Below are 17406 nucleotides of genomic sequence, written 5' to 3'. Positions count from 1 at the left end.
AGGACACGATGTGATGGCGCGGTGTTATGCGCCCGACGTTGATGGACTGCTTTCGAGGACCCGGGCCTGGTCACGCTCCCACCGGATAAAGACGTTTTCATCGATTTCGACCGCTGGCAGGCCGGCTGCACGACGCGCGGTGATCAACGTGCCGCTGGCGAGCCGGACCAGAAGTCGCGTCTCCGAGCCTGCATAGATGCTTTCCTGAACACGACCGCTCAGCAGCGCCTCGTCACCGCTGCAAAGAACGAGTTTTTCCGGGCGCACCACCAGCGCAGCCGGTCGGCCGAGCTGCATATCGCAGCCGTCGGGGAGCGGAAGGACGCCGTCGCGTGTTGCAAGGCATCCGTTGGCGGCAATGTTGCCATGGATCAGATTGGATGCGCCGATGAAATCGGCGACGAAGACGTTGGCCGGCCGTTCGTAGATATCCTCAGGTGCGCCGAGCTGCTCGATCTGGCCTTCGTTCATCAGACAGATACGGTCGGCCAGCGCCAGGGCCTCCTCCTGATCGTGCGTCACGAAGATGATGGTTGCGCCGGTCTCGCGATGCAGCCGCTTGATCTCGATACGCATGTCTTCCCTGAGCTTCTTGTCGAGCGCGGACAGGGATTCGTCCATCAGGATCAGCGACGGCCGATAGACGAAGCAGCGCGCGAGCGCGACGCGCTGCTGCTGGCCGCCGGACAGCTCGCGGGGAAAACGGTTGGCGAAGTCCGACAGCCCGACCATCGCGAGCGCGGCTTCGGCCCGGCTCTTGATTTCGCCCGCCGGCATTCGCCGCATCTGCAACGGGAATGCGATGTTCTCGCGGACCGTGAGATGAGGGAACAGCGCGTAGTTCTGAAACACCACGCCGATGTCACGCTTGTCCGCGGAATTGTCGGTCTCGTCACGGCCGTCGATGATCAGCTGGCCGCCCGATGGTTCGACCAGACCGCAGATGATCTGGAGGAGCGTCGTCTTGCCGGACCCCGACGGACCGAGAACCGCGAGGAGCTCGCCGGCAACGACCTTCAGCTCGATCGGCCCGAGCACGGTTGCGTCGCCGTAAGCCTTCGAGATGCCGCGAACGTGTAGCTTGACCGTCGATACCGCCGGGCCAGTCGGCATCGATGCCGAGGTGTGGTCCGGCACGGTGAGCCCAGCGGCCGTATCCTGTGCGTCGCGCGACGATCGCCACAACATACGAAACACGTCGCTGCGGCGGCGGCTTCGAAGAGGTGGAGCGGCACGGATCGCGTCCATTACAGATCCTGTCAGGTCAACTCGGACAAAGTAAGCCTTCCGGAGCCGCAACGTGTAAATTACGAAAACCGGGTCCTTTGCTTAGACGACGCCTAATCGATCTGGTTGCGGAATTATTGGGCGAACAGTGATCAACCATTGATCTTTTCGCCTTCGGCGTCGGCGATCGCCCGCTATAGCTTTCAGGTAATCAGCGGCGACGATTTTCTTATTTTACCCGTGCAATGGAATCCATAAGTCTGACTTGCCTGACCTCGCCTCTTGGAGGAGCAATAGATGACGAATTCCGCCGCCTCGCCGGAAGAGCAGCAGCTTCGTGTCGATCTCGCGGCCGCCTTCCGCAGCATCGCCAGGCTTGGCATGCACGAGGCCGTCGCCAACCATTTCAGCGCTGCGATCTCCGCCGACGGGCGCCGGTTCCTGATGAATCCAAAGTGGCGGCACTTTTCGCGCATCAAGGCGAGCGATCTCGTTCTGTTCGACCTGGATGATGCGCAGGGCGTCAAGGGACGGCCGGATGTCGATCCGACGGCCTGGGCCATCCACGGCCAGATGCACCGGCAACTGCCCCAGGCGCGGGTTGTGATGCATCTCCACCCGCCTTTCGCGACCACGATCGCATCGCTCATTGATCCCCAGATCAAGCCGATCGATCAGAATACCGCGCGCTACTTCAATCGCCTTGCCATCGACGACCGCTATGGAGGCATGGCCGACAGCGAACAGGAGGGCGCGCGCCTTGCCGCGCTGCTCGGTAACAAGTCGCGGCTGATGATGGGAAATCACGGCGTGCTCGTGATCGCCAACACGGTCGGCGAAGCCTTTGACGACATCTATACGCTGGAGCGCGCCTGCCAGATCCTGGTCCAGGCCTATGCGACGGGGCAGCCGTTGAAGATTCTGCCCGACGCGGTCGCCGAAAGCACCGCGCAGGATTGGGAACAGATCACGGATTTCTCGATCGCGCATTTCGAGGAGATGAAGTGCATCCTGGATGCTGAGGATCCGTCCTACGCGCATTGACTGCGGTTGCGGCGCCCGGGCAGTTCTCGGAACGTAGCCGCTGCTTCGACTGCCACGAAGCAGGGAGCAGGAAAGTCCTATTTCGCCTTTGCTGGCCGATGCGGGATAGTGCGAATGAGATCGAGACGGGAGCGGACATGATACGAACGGGCGAAGAGTATAAAGCCTCCATTCGCGACAGCCGCGCGGTCTATATGAACGGCGAGAAGATCAAGGATGTCACCATCCATCCGGCGTTCAAACCGCTGGTCGATCTCAGGGCGCGGATATATGACCTCCAGCATGCCCCGGAGACGCGGCATCTGATGACCTACCGCGAGGACGGAGAGGTTCACGCGATCAACAACAAATTGCCGCTCAGTCAGCAGGATTGGTGGGACAAGCGCCGCGCGACCGACACGGTCCTCGAGGATGTCGGCGGCGTCATCACGCGCGTCGGCGACGAGACGGTCGGCGAAATGTGGTCACTGTTCGACGGGCAGGACGTGCTCAACGACGTTGATCCGCAATTCTCCAAGAACATTCGCAACCACATCTTCAAGGTGCTGCATTCCGATCCGTTCCATGTGTCGGCAAACACCGATCCCAAGGGGGACCGCTCGAAGGCTCCGCAGGACCAGGATCCCGACATGCTGCTGCATGTCGTCAAGGAGACCGATGCCGGCATCGTGGTGCGGGGCGCCAAATACGAGACGGCAGCGGCCTACGCCAACCAGGCCTTCACCAAGCCGACCATCGCCAATTGGGGCGATGCCGCTTATTCCGATTATGCGGTCGGGTTCATCTGCGATCTCAATTCGCCGGGCCTCAAATTCATCTGCCGCACCGGCTTTGCGGGCCGCGCGCCGGCCGAAGATTATCCACTGTCGAACCGGTTCGACGAGGTCGATGCGTTGGTGATCTTCGACGACGTCGTCATCCCGTGGGATAACGTCCTGTTCTATCGGCATACCAAGGCGGCGGCCTATATTCGGGCCACGCTGCATCGCTACTCGGCGTTTGCGTTTGTGCAGCGGAATCTGAAGCTCGCCGACATGCTGATCGGCGCGGCGCTGTTCAACGTTCGTCAGACCGGACTCGAGAAGCAGCAAGCGGTGCAGGAGAAACTCTCGAAGCTCGCGATCTATCGCGAAGGGATCAATGCGCATCTGACGGCGGCGATCGCGCTGCCCGAGCGCAGCCCCGGCGGCCTGATGATGCCGAACCAGTCGCTGCTATACACCGGGCGTGTGCTGGCCTGCTCGCAGCTTCACGAGATGATGCACGTCGCGCGCGAATTGTGCGGAGGTCAGATCTGCGTCACGCCGGACAAGGCGGCGTTCGAGGATGCCGAGACGGGCCCGTGGCTGGAGAAGTTCTACACCGTCAACGAGAATTGGGTCGCCGATGACCGGCGCCGGCTGCTATCTTTTGCGCGTGATCTGCTTAATTCGGACTATGCGGGTCATCGGTTGACGTTCCAGCTGTTTGCGCAATCGGCGCCATTTGCACACCTTGCCGCGGTCTATCGAAATTTCGATTGGGACGGCCCACTCGATTTTGTGCGCAGATCCGCGGGACTGTCGGAGAGGGTCATGAGAGAGAAGGGCGCTCGGACCGGTGATAGCGCCGTCAACCAATGGTTCGGACAGGTCCGCGATGCGGCCGAATAGCGGGGAGGGGTGTGACGTGTCAGCCATGAGCGTGCAACCGGCGGCAATGGACATTCGGACGCAGTTCCTCGACGGCATGAGCCGGGCCGCATTTTGCGTCAACGTCGTGACGACGGATGGTCCTGCGGGACGCGCCGGCGTCACGGTCTCGGCGATGTCGTCGGTCTCTGCCGACGGCAGCACACCGACGGTTCTGGTCTGTATCCATCATCAAAGCAAGACGGCGACGGCCATCGTCGACAATGGCGTGTTCTGCATCAATATCCTGCGCGACGATCAAGCCGATATCGCCGATCATTTTGGTGGCCGCAGCAAGTTCGGCGGCGACGACAAGTTTGCATATGGGAGATGGCTCTCAGGTGAGACTGGCGCGCCGCGCCTCGCCGAGTCCGTGGTGGCGTTCGACTGTCGCGTCGTGTCGTCCGAACGCGTCGGGACCCATCACATCTTCGTCGGCGCGGTCGGCGCAGTGACGGTGGGCTCAGGCAGGGCCTTGATCTATGCCGATCGCGTCTATGGCCGGGCCCACCCTATCGCCGCCTCGCAGGCGTAACAATTGCTCCCTTCACGACATCAGGACCAGTCGATGACCCACAAACGTATTCGCAAGTTCAACACCAAGGACACATACCCCGAGCAGAAACTCGACAATGACCTCTGCCAGGTCGTGGTCGCCAAGGGCAGCATGGTGTTCGTGCGTGGCCAGGTCGGCCAGGAGCTCGACACCGCCGTCAACGTCGCGATCGGCGATGCTGCAGGCCAGACCGAGCAGGCGATGAAGAACGTCAGGACATTGCTGGCGGAGGCGGGTGCAGAGCTCGGCGACATCTGCAAGATCACGATCTACATCACCGACCCGCGGTATCGCGAAGCGGTCTATCGCAAGATCGGAGAGTACCTCAAAGGGGTCTTCCCGGTCTCGACTGGAATCGTGGTGTCGGCGCTGGCGCGGCCGGAATGGCTGGTCGAAGTCGATGTGACGGCAGTCATCCCCGACGGTCGATGAGGGCTGCATGACCTTCTCCCTGACCGCCCGTTGCCCGGACACCGGAATGTTCGGGATGGTGATCTCGTCCTCTTCTCCGGCGGTCGCGGCGCGCTGTGTCCATCTGCGTGCCAAGGTCGGTGCGGTCGCGAGCCAGAACATCACGGACCCGGCGCTTGGGCAGATCGGCCTCGATCTGCTGGCGCGTGGTTTGAGTGCGCGCGAGGTTTGCGACGCGTTGGTCGCGTCGACGCCGTTCATCGCCTACCGGCAGCTTGTGGTCGTCGATGCGCGGGGACGGACCACGTCGTATTCCGGCAGCAATACGCTCGGCATTCACGCCACGCATGAGGGCGAAGGCGCGATCGCGGCGGGCAACATGCTCGCCAATGCRCAGGTGCCGGTCGCCATGGTTTCGGCTTACCAGGACAGTGCCGGCAAGCCGTTCGTCGAGCGGCTGTTGTCGGCGCTGGAGGCCGGGCTCGCCCAGGGGGGAGAAGCCGGTCCGGTTCATTCGGCAGGCCTCTGCGTGGTGCGCGACGTATCCTGGCCGATCGTGGACCTCCGCGTCGATTGGAGCGATTGCCCGATCGAGACACTCCAGAAGCTGTGGGCGGTCTACCAGCCCCAGGTCGACGCCTACATCGACCGGGCGAAAAATCCGTCGGTAGCGCCCGGTTTCGGTGTCGCTGGCGACGATAGGGCCTGATCGGGCGCGCACCCATGCTATAGTCGGCTTCGTGTAGTCAGATGCAGGGGCCGAGCAGAAGCTGATGAGATATACGCTACGCCAGATCGAATATTTCATCGCCACAGCGGAGACCGGGAGCATCACTCTGGCGTCGGAGCGCGTGAACATCTCGCAGCCCTCGATCTCGACGGCGATCGCGCATCTGGAGGAGGAGCTCGGAACCCAACTCTTCGTGCGGCGGCACGCGCAAGGACTGTCGCTGACATCAGCGGGACGCGTTCTTCTGGTGGAAGCGAAGCGACTGATCGAGCAGGCCGAGCAGGTCTATTCGGTGGCTTCCGAAGTGGGAGAGCGAGTCCGTGGCCAATTATCGCTGGGAAGCCTGGTAACGCTGGCGCCGATGGTGATGCCGGAGCTATCGCACTCGTTCACCTCCACCTATCCGGAATCGCGCATCATTCAGACGGTCGCCGACCACGAGCAATTGCTGGAGCGCCTGCTGCGCGCGGAGCTCGATGTCGCCATCACCTATGACCTCTTGATTCCCGACGAGTTCGAGTTCCTTCCGCTGGCGAGCCTGCCGCCGCATGTCGTGGTCAGCGAAGCCGGTCCTTTGGCGCGCCACTCCGCCGTGAGCCTTCAGGAACTTGCGCGCGAACCGCTGATCCTGCTGGATCTGCCGATCAGCCGCGAATACTTCCTCAGTATGTTCATCAAGGAAGGTCTTGAGCCGAACATCGTGTCGCGTTCCACGCATCAGGACGTGATCCGGACCATGGTCGCCAATGGCTACGGCTATACGCTGGCGAACGTCCGGCCGCGCTGCGAGATTGCGTTGGACGGACGGCGTGTTTCCCGGGTTCGGCTATCCGGTGACCACAGGCCGATGGTCATCGGCGTGCTGACCCTGGCCCAGGGACGAAAATCCCGACTGGTCGACATGTTCGAGCAGCATTGCCGCCGTTTCGTCTCCGACGCCTACATCCCGGGTATGGTCGCGCCTGTCATGGAACGCCGCACCTTCCGCGGACTGGTGGAGGGCGACGAGAGCCGGCCCGAAAAAGGCACGCCGGACTGAGCGGCTGACGTCGCCGCCGCCCGAAGTCCGGAGGCGCATATCGAAATCCGTCGAACCCCATAGTTTTTTTCGATTTTCGTCAAGATGGCGCTGCCGGCTACTGTTCGTGCGGCCGCGTGYGCRTCCCGACTGGTATGCGTCGTGCATCGTCACCGGCCTAGGCGAGAGCGGACTGTATCGGGTAGAGGTGTGAACGCATCCATGACGAAACCGACGATCTATTTCCTCAATGGTCCGAACGCCAATCTCTACGGCTTGGATCGCAGCGGAACCTATGGCCGCGAGAGCTTCGTCTCGATCAAGAAGCGCTGCGAAGATCATGCCGCCACGCTTGGGTTGATCCTCGATTTCCGACAGTCGAACCATGAAGGCGTCCTCGTCGACTGGATCCAGGAGGCGCGGGAGAAGGCCGCGGGCGTCGTCATCAACGCTGCCGGTCTCACTTACACATCGGTTGCGATTCTCGATGCGCTGCTCGCATTCGAGGGACCGATCATCGAGGCGCATATGAGCAATATCTGGAAGCGCGAGCCGTTCCGGCACCATTCCTATGTGTCGCGCGCGGCRACGGGTGTTGTTGCCGGTCTTGGCGCGCTCGGCTACGAGCTGGCCTTGACGGCCGTCTCGCGGTTGATCGTGGAGCGAACAGCTCAATGAAATCCGAGTTGATGGCGTTCTACAGCGCCCACGATGATTTCAACGCGTGGCGCGCAGCGCTTGCGGCCGAGGACGTCGAATTGCGCCAGGCCAATGATATCGTGGAGGTCGGCCGTGTCCGGCACGCGCTGGTCTGGAAGCCGCCGCATGGCTTCTTCGCACGCTTTCCCAATCTCGGTCTCGTCGTCAATCTCGGCGCTGGCGTCGATGCGCTGGTCGGGCGGACCGACCTGCCTGATGTGCCGATCACGCGCCTGTCCGATCCGAAGATGGCGCGCATGATGGCAGGCTACGTGCTGTTCGCGGTGCTGCGTCATGCGCGTCACATTCCAGCGTTCGAACGGGCGCAGCGCCAGCAGCGCTGGCACTACATCCATCCGCGCGATCCTGAGACGATCAGCGTCGGCGTGCTCGGTCTTGGCGAACTCGGCCTGACCGCCGCGATGGAATGTGCACGGCAGGGTTTTCGGGTGCGCGGCTGGTCGAACTCGCCGAAGGCGGTCGACGGCCTCGAGACTTCGGCCGGCCTTGAGGCGCTGGAAGCTGTGTTGGGGAATAGCGACATCGTCGTCTGCATGCTGCCGCAGACCGCAGCGACAAGCGGGCTTCTGGATGCAGCCAGGCTGGCGCAGATGAGACCAGGGGCTGCCTTCGTCAACGTGTCGCGCGGCAGCATTGTCGACGAGGCTGCGCTGATCGCGGCGTTGCGAACCGGCCATATCGCCGAGGCGACGCTGGACGTGTTCGCAACCGAACCGTTGCCATCGGAGAGCCCGCTCTGGACCATGGACAATGTGCTGATCACGCCGCATCTGGCGTCGATCGCGCTGCCGGCGTCCGCTGCACGGCAGATCGGCGAGAATGTCCGCCGTTCTCGGACCGGCGAGCCGCTGCTAAGTCGCGTCGACCCCGGGCGGGGCTATTGATCCCGGCCCGAACAGGCCGCCGATCGCGAAGGCATCGCGCGTGTAGTCGGCGAAGCTCTGGACCGCTGGACGCGGCGTGTGCCGCTTCAGCCGCAGCACCGTGACGTGGGTTGGCGGCAAAGGCTCGACGATCGGCACCACGGCGATGCGGCTGCCGTCGTAGCCAATGGTCGTGCGCGGCACCGCATTATGGATCGAATAGCCTTGTCCATGACCGATTAGCCCTCGGATCATTTCGAATGAGCGACTCCGGAAGGCGACGCGCGGCTCGATTCCGGCGGCGGCAAACAGGCCGAAGAAGTAGTCGCGTGAATGCGGCAGGTCGAGCAGGATGAACGGCTCGTCGCGCAGTTCCCCAAGGCTGATCGCCGAGCGCCTCGCCTGCGGATGGTCGGCCGACAGCAGGATATAGGGCGGCAGCTCGCATAGCTTGTCGCCCGTGATGTCGTCGGGCATGGCGAACGAATAAGAGAGGRCAAGCTCGGTCCGCCCCGACATCAGGGCGTCGATGATTTCCTGCTGGTTGCCTTCCTCCAGCTTGACCGAGATGCCGGGCTGCCGCTGGCGAAAGCCGGAGAGCAGGCCGGGCATGAAGCGCGTGGCCAGGGTCAGGAAACTGCCAACCACGATCTCGCCATGGAGGGTGTTGCCGAGAGATTGGGCGCTTTGTGCGAAATCGCGGGCATGATTGAGTAACAATCGTGCATCGTTGACGAGACGCTGGCCGGCTGGAGACAACGTGACACCTTTCGCCAGATGGCGCACGAAGACCTGAATGCCGAGTTCAGCCTCGATCTGGCTTAGCGCAGCTGAGATCGAGGGCTGCGATACGTTCAGGCGTTTGGCCGCCTCGGTCACACTCCCCGCGTCGGCCGTTTCGACCATGTACCGAAGGGCGCGGAGAGAAAACCTCATCGCGTTTTCCTATGCATCTCCAAAGATAATTATATTTTCCTTATGCTAGCTGCTCCGGCACCCTTTCGTCCAGTGCAACAGGAGCCGATCGATGATCCGCACAGGCGAAGAGTACAAGCAGGGCATTCGCGATGGTCGCGAAGTCTGGATCGATGGTGAGCGTGTCAAGGACGTCACCACGCACCCGGCGCTGAAGCCGATCATCGACATCAAGGCGCGCATGTACGACATGGCGCATGAGGAGCGCTATAGCAGCGATCTGACCTATGTCGAGGGCAACGAGCGGCATTCGATCTTCTACCGGCCTCCGCTGGTGCAGAAGGACTGGCACGACAAGATCAAGGCCCTCGATCATTTCATGAAGGACATTTCCGGCGTCGTCACCCGGGTCGGCGACGAGACCATCGGTGAGATGTGGTCGCTCACCGATGGCCGCGACGTGCTGGCCGAGATCGATCCGCGCTTCGCACCCAATATCGACCGTCATATCCGCGCTGTGATCGAGAAGGACGTCTTCCACGTCTCCGCCAACACCGATCCGAAAGGCGATCGTTCGCTACCGCCGCAGCAGCAGGATCCCGACATGATGGTCCATGTCACGCGCGAGACCGACGCCGGCATCGTCATCCGTGGCGCCAAATACGAGACCGCGGCGGCCTATGCAGACCAGGCCTACCTTAAGCCCACGGTCGGAGCATGGTCGACCGAGAAGCTGTCGGACTATGCGGTGGGCTGCATCGTCAAGATGGGTGCGCCCGGCGTCAAGCACATCTGCCGCAGCGGTTTCGCCAGCCGCAGCAACCCGCAGGACTATCCGCTCGCCAACCGCTTCGACGAGGTGGAAGCGCTGGTCGTGTTCGACGATGTCCTGATCCCCTGGGAGGACGTCTTCTTCTATCGCCATACGCGCGCTGCCCAGTTCGTACGCTCGACCCTGCATCGCTATTCGGCGTTTCCTTACGTGCTGCGCCTGCTTTACGTCGCCGACATGATGATCGGGGCGGCGATGTGGAATGCCAAGCAGACCGGCCTCGAAAAACTGCAATCGGTGCGCGAGAAGCTTGCCGATCTCGTCTGCTACCGCGAGGGCATCAACGCGCATCTCACCGCGTCGATCGCGATGGCCGAGAAGAGCTCCGGCGGGCTGTTGATGCCACAGCAATCCATGCTTTACGCCGGACGCGTCTTTGCCTGCTCGCAGCTGCCGGCGATGATGCACATCGCGCGRGAATTATGCGGTGGCCAGATCTGCATCACGCCCAATGTGAGCGCGTTCGATGCCAAGGGCAGCGGAGAGTGGCTGAACAAGTTCTATTCCCTGAACGATCAGTGGCAGGCCGATGATCGCCGCAGGCTGCTTGCCTTCGCGCGAGACCTTCTCAATTCGGACTATGCCGGTCACCGTCTGACCTTCGTGCAATTCGCCCAGGCGCCGCACTTCAATCATCTGGCCGCTGTCTACAACAGCTTCGACTTCTCCGGCCCGCTCGATTTCGTGAAGAAGTCAGCCGGCTTGTCGGACCGCATCGACGGAAAGAGCGAATGAGTGTGGCCTGCTGTGCGAGTGGATGCTGCGGCGGTCTATATCAGACTGCTTCTCGAACAGGCATCAACGAGCGGCGCGTTACTCTCGTTGTGACAAGCCTGGTTCCTGGAGGTCTCGCCAAGCTGACGGAGATCGACGTGATCGCTGAAACTTCGATGATTTGATCGCGTCAGGGCTAATTGACCGTCAGCTTTTCGCAACATGAGCGCTGATCTCTCGTGAGAGATGTCGGTGCGTCTTCCTGTGTTTTTCGTAAGTAGTTTCAAGGGGTTGCTCGTCGAAATGGCATGCCGTTTGCTTGCCGATCCATGTCAAACATTGTTGTGAGGGTTCGAGATGAAACGTGTCCTGAAGCACTTCGTGATGGTGCTGTCGTCGGTGCTCATCATCGGCGGCGGGCCGTCCGCTGCCTCGGCTGAGGAGAAGCTCGTTGTCAGCACCTGGGGCGGCAGCTTTCGCGATTTGATCGACGAATCGATCGCGAAGAAGTTCACGGCGGAGACCGGCGTCAAGGTCGAGTATGTCACGGGCGGCACGATGGACCGGCTCAACCAGGCCAAGCTGGCTGCCGGCAAGCCCGAGAGCGACGTCACCTTCACGACGGCGCATGTCGGCTGGCTCTACGCCAATGACAATCTCTTCGAGAAGCTCGATCTCTCGAAGATCCCCAATGCCGCGCATCTGGTGGAGCAGGCCAAGATCAGCCCATACCACATCGGCGCCTGGGCCTATGTCTATACGATCGGCTATCTGCCGGATCAGTTGCCGAAGGGCGTCAGCTTCGACAGCTGGGAGGGGCTTTGGAATCCGGCGCTGAAGGGCATGATCTCGTCACCCGATTTCGATCCCAGCCACGTTATCGCCGTCGCCGCAAAATTGTCCGGTGCAGATGCGGCACATTGGGAGGCCGGCAAGGACAAGCTGAAGGCGCTGAAACCGAACTACAAGGCCTTCTACACCAACGACGCCAACAGCCAGCAGATGTTCGCGACCGGAGAGACACCGGTGCAGGTCGTGCTGTCGATGAACGCCTACTACATGCGTGATCAGGGGGTTCCGATCAAGCTTGTCATTCCCAAGGAAGGCGCGGTGCTCGGCGTTGACACCATGGGCATAACGAAGGGCACGGCCAAGGCTGATCTCGTCTACAAATTCCTGAATATCGCACTCGATCCGGCGGTACAGGCACAGATCGCCAATCTCAAGAAGGGAAGTCCAGTGGTCGACAACGCCAAGCTCTTGCCGGAGGTTGCGTCGCTCCCGGGCGTGTTCACGACGCCCGATCAATGGGCGCATCAGACCCTTATCATCGATCACAAGCTGCGTGCCGAAAAGACTGCCGAGTGGCGGAAGTGGTTCGCCGAAAACATCATGGCTCCCTGAGCGTAAGCAGCGGCCCGGCCGTGGCCGGGCCGCAATTTCCAGCGCGGAGTTCGCCGAGGAGTTCGCCAAGGAGTTCGTCATGACCAAGCGCCCGTTTCTGGGATGGTTCGTCTCGCCGGCCGGGCTTGTCGCGCTGGGGCTGACGGCTGCGATGACGGCCGTGTTTCAGTTCAGCATGAGGGCTTACATCCCGGGCTCGCTGGAAGTGGGCGGGTTCACGTTGCAGAATTTCGCGGCCATGCTCCGGCCGCTTTATGCGCTCGCGTTCTGGAATACGATCCTGCTCTGCTTCGAGACGGCGGCGTTCACATTGATCCTGGCCTATCCACTGGCTTATGCGCTGGTCCGCACGAGAAGTTCCGCGATGCGCTCTTTCATCCTGATCGCGGCGGTGACGCCGTTGTTCCTGGGGGAGGTGGTGCGGACCTATTCCTGGATGATCGTGCTCGGAAATAACGGCTTCCTGAACACGCTGCTGGTCAAGCTCGGCCTCGTCGAGCGTCCGGTGCAGATGATGTTCACTGCAGGTGGCGTGATCGCTGCACTGGTCCATGTGACGATGCCGATCATGGTCATCATGCTGGCCGCGGGTCTGTCGCATATCGACCGGAATTGCGAGAAGGCGGCGGAGAGCCTCGGCGCGGGACCGATCCGGGTCTTTCTGACGATCACTCTGCCACTGTCGATGCCAGGCATCATCGCCGGCTTCTCGACTGCATTTGCCTGGACGTTCAGCGCCTTCGCGACGCCGCAATTGATCGGCGGCGGGAGGGTCAGCACGGTATCGACGCTGATCTATCAGCTCGGCTTCTCGTCCTTCAACTTCCCCTTTGCCGCGAGCCTGTCGATCATCGGCCTCGCGCTGTCTCTGGCCGTCATCGCATTGTTGAAGCAGGCGACCAGGCCGCTGGAACGACTGGCGAGCGCGACATGAAACGGTCTCCCGCCGTCATGGTGCTGAGATGGTCGGGGCGTGTGCTTGTCGCTGCGATCCTTCTGTTCGTGCTGCTGCCCGGCATCGTCGTTGCCGTTACTGCGTTCAACGACCGTGCGATTCTTGCGTTTCCRCCGCAGGCATGGTCGCTGCGCTGGTTCTGGCGGGCATTCTCCTACAGTGATTTCGGCCGGGGCTTCTGGAACGGCCTCACGGTGACGTTATGGGCGTCGAGCATTGCGTTGGTCGTCGGCGCAGCCTTTGCCATCGCGATCCATCGCTATACTTTCGTGCTCAAGTCGGTGCTCGAGGGCATCTTGCTGTCGCCGCTGATCATCCCGCACTACACCATCGGCCTCGGCGTGCTGATCCTGGCATCGCAGACCGGCGCGGGGCGCGGCTTTCCGCTTGTCATCCTGACCCATGTGTTGCTGGTGCTGCCATTCGTGATGCGCAGCACCTTCATCTCGCTGGAAAATCTTGACAGCCGGCTCGAGCTCGCGGCTTCCAGCCTCGGCGCGACACCGGGCCGTATCCTGCTGACCGTGACGATCCCGCTGCTGCTGCCGGGGCTGTTGAGCGGTTGGCTGTTTGCCGCGATCCTCTCGTTCAATGAGTTTACGGCCACACTGTTCGTCAGCAGCCAGGCGACGCAGACGTTGCCGGTTGCGATGTACAATTATGTGCGCGAGTTCGCCGATCCGACGCTGGCTGCGCTGTCGGTGATCTATATCGCCGTCACCGCATTGCTGCTGAGCCTCGCCAATGCCTTCCTTGGTCTCGAGAAGATCCTCAATGTTGATGCACACTGATCGGATGGGCGTAACCGCGAGCAGCGAAACGGGCCGGCAAGGCCGGCCGGCGGTACAGCTCGACGGCGTGACCAAGCGCTTCGGCGACTCCATGGCCCTTCATGAAGCTTGGCTCAAGATCCAGCCGAGCGAGTTCATGACCCTGCTCGGACCGTCCGGCTGCGGAAAGACCACGCTGCTCAATCTCGTTGCCGGCTTTCTCGAAGCCGATAGCGGCGAGATCTTCATCGAGGGCACTCTGGTCACCGAAACGCCCGCCCATCAGCGCGAGATCGGCATCGTCTTCCAGAATTATGCGCTGTTTCCGCATATGAATGTCGCCAACAATATCGCCTACGGTCTGAAGACCCGCGGGATCGACAGGAAGGAGATTGCGCGCCGGGTCGACGATGCCTTGGCACTGGTGAAGCTGGACGGATTCGGCGACCGCAAGCCGCGGCAGCTGTCGGGCGGCCAGCAGCAGCGCGTCGCACTGGCGCGCGCGCTCGTGATCAAGCCGAAGGTGCTCTTGCTAGACGAGCCGTTCTCGGCGCTGGACAAGAATCTGCGCGCGTCGATGCAAGTCGAACTGAAGCAGATCCAGCGCGAGCTCGGCGTGACCACGATCTTTGTGACCCACGACCAGGGCGAGGCGCTATCGATGTCGGACCGCATTGCGGTGATGTCGGCGGGGCGGATACGTCAGATTGCCGCGCCTGGCGATGTCTACCGCCGTCCCGCGGATCGTTTCGTTGCATCCTTCGTCGGGAATGTGAATGTTCTGGCTGGATGTCTCGTCGAGCGGCGCGGAGAGGTCGCCACCGTATCCGTCGGTGACATGCGTATCGAGGTTCCGGCGGCGCCGCTCGCGCAGGCGGCGATTGGTGATGTTGTGGACGTCTTCATTCGGCCGGAGCATCTGGCCGTGACGTCAGGAAGCACGCCGGGGGTGCTGCGTGGAACGGTGACCACGCAGGTCTTTCAGGGCGATCACATCGATCTCTACATCGATGTCGCCGGCGTTGCGCGCGAGCCGGTCCTGTTGCGCGCCCCGGGGATCGCGGCGCTGTCGTCCTGTCCGGTCGGCGTCGAGATCGGATTGATGGTCCGATCTGACGACGTCGTGGCATTCTTGCCCGAACCGAACTCGAGAAGCGCGACATCATTGCCTTCCTCTAGGTCAAATTGGTCGACGGGCAGGGAGCGCCTCGAGGGACCTAGGTGAAAGGTTTTAGTACGAGCTGGTCGCTGGCCTTCGTGATTTTGCTCCAGTCGTACAGCATCGGCACCATCTGGACGGATGCCCATAGCGCATGCTGATCGGAATAATGCGGGCTCGCGGGGTGTCCCGACGCGCCGTGGAACACAACCCAGGCGCTGTTGTCCCAGTTGCCCATGTCGAAGACATAGCGCGCGACCGCACCATAGGCCGCGGTGAGGCCTGAGGAGGCCCAATAGCATCCATTGGCCATGACGGTATCGTTGTCGCCGCCAACCGGAAGCCCCGGCGGTTCGAGCTGCGTCGCCGCCTGGGGGAAGGCCGCCGATAACGGGTGCGACATGCGGACGTGATGCAGCTCCGACCAAGTCTTGTCCTTGTCGGTCTCCGCTGCCCGCTCGAGCGCCGCCGTCAGCGCGTGATCCCAATCCCAGCCGCCGAGGAACGCCGCATCGTCGTTGCGCAGCAATGATGGAAGTGCCCACCAGATCTGATTGAGTGGCGCTACGCCGGGGGCAACTCGGGCGACGGGATCTCGCGACACCGCGCTCAAACCCGACCGCTCGAGAACGATACGCGCAAGTTCGCGCCGCGTCCTCGCATAGGCTGCAGCCGCCTTTGAGTTGGCAGCCATGCACGCGTCCCAACCCACAATGAGGTCACGCAACGCGGCAGCGGGCCCTTCGATCGCCGGGAGCTGGTTCAGGCGGCCAATGAATTCGCGCGCTGTGAAGCTGTGCGTATCGGCATGGATGCTTCTCATGTCGCTGACAGTGGCTGCCGGAAGTGCGGCCAGCCGGTCGGCGATCCGTTTGGCCCGGTACGGAGGATGACAGTCGGTGCACAGATAATCCGGATGTTCGTCCGTGACGACACGGTTGTTCGCGGTCACCAAAAAGCCGTCCGGCGGGTCAAAGGCGCGCGGCATATCTTCCCAGGGAATGACGCCCTGCCATTCATACTCTCCCGTCCAGCCCGGCACCGGCAGCCAGCCATTCAGTCGCGGGCGCTGCGGCACGATGGCGCGCACGAGATTTCCGATCCGCCCGGTGGTATCGGCCGCGACCAGATTGTGATCGATCAGGCCCCAGCCTCGCGTCGCCTCATAGAGCGCGTCGACGCTTCCGGCGTGCAGCATCGGCAACAGGCAATCAAACGACCGATCAAGCTCGGCGAACTGCACCGACCGCAGCGTCAATGCCGCTCCCTGATGCGGATCGCCCGCGATCACCGGCCCGTGGTGGGTCGCGATCACCTCGACATCGACGGCAGATCCTCCGCGAACCGCGATGCGCTCGCGACGGATATCGCTGCTGCGCCATTCGTTCCGGAACAGGTAGCGGGACGCGTCGCCGGGCTTGAAGTTCTCGACATAGACATCGTGGATATCGACAAAGGCGTGGGTTACGCAAAAAGCGACATGGCCGTTGTGGGCAAAGTGTGGGAATGCCGGCACGCCCGGCACCGAAAGCCCGATAGCATCGAACGCGTCGCAGGCGAGGTGGAACTGCGAATACAGGCTCGGCATCTCGAAGACGCGGTGTGGATCGCCGGCCAGCAATGGCCGGCCGGTCGCGGTCCGCGACGGCGCAATCGCCCAATTGTTGCTGCCGCCATCGGTGGCCTCCGGGCCAGCGAGCGCTGCCAGTGCTTCGATCGCTGGCGCCAGATCCTGCAGCGCGGCAGTCCATCGCTTGCCTTCCGCGCCCGGCGGCGTGGCGAGAAAATCCTGGCCGCCATCGTCGTAACGCAGCTTGGCGACGTGATCCGGTCCGATTCTGCGCATGGCTGCCGCGCGCCACAACTTGAACCAGACCGAGCCCATCAGATAACCGCGCTGCCGCATCACGAGGATACAGTGCCACGGCTCCCAGCGTTCGACATCGCTCCCGACGAGGCCATACTCGAAAGGCAAGGGCGCACCCTGCGCCAGGAAGGCGTTGACGCCGCTCGCATAGGCTTCGAGCATCGCCCGCGCTTCGCCCGACAAACCGGCGAAGTCGCGCTGCGACGCGCCCGCGACATCGAGCCGCCGCGCCAGCGTATCCGCCGCGACACCCGCGCTGCCCTCCCATTCAGCCCAGCGGCCCAGCATCCGCCGGCGCGCGGCGTCCATCTGCCAGAGCCGGTCCTGGGCGTGGACATAGCCTTGCGCAAAGAAGGCGTCAGCCGTTCCGCGTGCGCGGACGTGCGGGATGCCCCAGGCGTCGCGATGGACGTCGACGTTGTTCTCAAGGCCGCGCAGCACGACCGCGCCTTTGGTCTGAGGCAGGCATGAAGGTCTGTCATTGGCAGCGCTTGTCACGCTCTTCTCCCGGTTTTGTCAGGCTTGTACACCAAGGCTTCGCGTTCGATCCA

The 17406-nt window shown here is 62.4% G+C and carries 16 protein-coding genes; 13 read left to right on the top strand and 3 right to left on the bottom strand.

The genetic code is table 11. The features are described from left to right. Positions 1 to 24 precede the first annotated feature (24 nt). Complete coding sequence (locus ACXJMY_RS24240; protein WP_456621863.1) at positions 25 to 1248, bottom strand: ABC transporter ATP-binding protein; 1224 nt, start codon at positions 1246 to 1248, stop codon at positions 25 to 27. Between the two features lie 276 nt (positions 1249 to 1524). Here ACXJMY_RS24240 and ACXJMY_RS24235 point away from each other — a divergent pair, with 276 nt between their 5' ends. The 8 genes from ACXJMY_RS24235 (at position 1525) to ACXJMY_RS24200 (ending at position 8260) form a co-directional block, all read left to right on the top strand. Next, a complete protein-coding gene (locus ACXJMY_RS24235) occupies positions 1525 to 2271 on the top strand; it encodes a class II aldolase and adducin N-terminal domain-containing protein (protein ID WP_456621862.1) in 747 nt (248 codons plus the stop codon). A gap of 137 nt (positions 2272 to 2408) precedes the next feature. Beyond that, the gene (locus tag ACXJMY_RS24230) at positions 2409 to 3923 is read left to right on the top strand and encodes a 4-hydroxyphenylacetate 3-hydroxylase family protein (RefSeq protein WP_456621861.1); all 1515 of its coding nucleotides are present in this window, start codon (positions 2409 to 2411) and stop codon (positions 3921 to 3923) included. Positions 3924 to 3948: 25 nt separating this feature from the next. Next, entirely contained in the window at positions 3949 to 4476 is a 528-nt protein-coding gene (locus ACXJMY_RS24225; protein WP_456621860.1) for a flavin reductase family protein, read from the top strand. 33 nt (positions 4477 to 4509) lie between these two features. After that, positions 4510 to 4929, top strand: coding sequence for a RidA family protein (locus ACXJMY_RS24220; RefSeq protein ID WP_456621859.1), 420 nt, complete (start codon positions 4510 to 4512; stop codon positions 4927 to 4929). Between the two features lie 7 nt (positions 4930 to 4936). Beyond that, positions 4937 to 5617, top strand: a complete 681-nt coding sequence (locus tag ACXJMY_RS24215) for a DUF1028 domain-containing protein (protein WP_456621858.1) — start codon at positions 4937 to 4939, stop codon at positions 5615 to 5617. Between the two features lie 64 nt (positions 5618 to 5681). Then, positions 5682 to 6677 carry a LysR family transcriptional regulator gene (locus ACXJMY_RS24210; RefSeq protein ID WP_456621857.1) on the top strand — a complete coding sequence of 332 codons (996 nt, stop codon included), beginning with the start codon at positions 5682 to 5684 and terminating at the stop codon, positions 6675 to 6677. Positions 6678 to 6878: 201 nt separating this feature from the next. Next, positions 6879 to 7334, top strand: coding sequence for a type II 3-dehydroquinate dehydratase (locus ACXJMY_RS24205; RefSeq protein WP_456621856.1), 456 nt, complete (start codon positions 6879 to 6881; stop codon positions 7332 to 7334). After that, positions 7331 to 8260: a 2-hydroxyacid dehydrogenase gene (locus tag ACXJMY_RS24200; RefSeq protein WP_456621855.1), complete on the top strand. Its 930-nt coding sequence runs from the start codon at positions 7331 to 7333 to the stop codon at positions 8258 to 8260. The genes ACXJMY_RS24205 and ACXJMY_RS24200 overlap by 4 nt, the downstream gene beginning before the upstream one ends. Here the strand turns inward: ACXJMY_RS24200 and ACXJMY_RS24195 are convergent. Next, positions 8228 to 9175 carry a LysR family transcriptional regulator gene (locus tag ACXJMY_RS24195; protein ID WP_456621854.1) on the bottom strand — a complete coding sequence of 316 codons (948 nt, stop codon included), beginning with the start codon at positions 9173 to 9175 and terminating at the stop codon, positions 8228 to 8230. The two genes, ACXJMY_RS24200 and ACXJMY_RS24195, sit on opposite strands and share 33 nt — an antisense overlap. Positions 9176 to 9266: 91 nt before the next feature. On the opposite strand from ACXJMY_RS24195, the gene ACXJMY_RS24190 reads away from it, so the two are divergent. From ACXJMY_RS24190 to ACXJMY_RS24170, 5 genes are all read left to right on the top strand, one after another. After that, complete coding sequence (locus tag ACXJMY_RS24190) at positions 9267 to 10721, top strand: 4-hydroxyphenylacetate 3-hydroxylase family protein (protein WP_456621853.1); 1455 nt, start codon at positions 9267 to 9269, stop codon at positions 10719 to 10721. A 336-nt stretch (positions 10722 to 11057) separates the two neighbouring features. Further along, the gene (locus tag ACXJMY_RS24185) at positions 11058 to 12104 is read left to right on the top strand and encodes an ABC transporter substrate-binding protein (protein ID WP_456621852.1); all 1047 of its coding nucleotides are present in this window, start codon (positions 11058 to 11060) and stop codon (positions 12102 to 12104) included. A 79-nt stretch (positions 12105 to 12183) separates the two neighbouring features. Then, the gene (locus ACXJMY_RS24180) at positions 12184 to 13038 is read left to right on the top strand and encodes an ABC transporter permease (protein WP_456621851.1); all 855 of its coding nucleotides are present in this window, start codon (positions 12184 to 12186) and stop codon (positions 13036 to 13038) included. Beyond that, positions 13035 to 13850 carry an ABC transporter permease gene (locus ACXJMY_RS24175; RefSeq protein WP_456621850.1) on the top strand — a complete coding sequence of 272 codons (816 nt, stop codon included), beginning with the start codon at positions 13035 to 13037 and terminating at the stop codon, positions 13848 to 13850. The genes ACXJMY_RS24180 and ACXJMY_RS24175 overlap by 4 nt, the downstream gene beginning before the upstream one ends. Next, positions 13834 to 15054 carry an ABC transporter ATP-binding protein gene (locus tag ACXJMY_RS24170; RefSeq protein ID WP_456621849.1) on the top strand — a complete coding sequence of 407 codons (1221 nt, stop codon included), beginning with the start codon at positions 13834 to 13836 and terminating at the stop codon, positions 15052 to 15054. The genes ACXJMY_RS24175 and ACXJMY_RS24170 overlap by 17 nt, the downstream gene beginning before the upstream one ends. On the opposite strand, the gene ACXJMY_RS24165 is transcribed toward ACXJMY_RS24170, so the two are convergent. Further along, a complete protein-coding gene (locus tag ACXJMY_RS24165) occupies positions 15047 to 17296 on the bottom strand; it encodes a penicillin acylase family protein (RefSeq protein WP_456621886.1) in 2250 nt (749 codons plus the stop codon). The two genes, ACXJMY_RS24170 and ACXJMY_RS24165, sit on opposite strands and share 8 nt — an antisense overlap. Positions 17297 to 17406: the final 110 nt, after the last annotated feature.

Source organism: Bradyrhizobium sp. P5_C12, from assembly GCF_054049735.1.
Note: the sequence above shows the minus strand (reverse complement) of the source record. Positions and strands in the feature narration are given on the sequence as shown.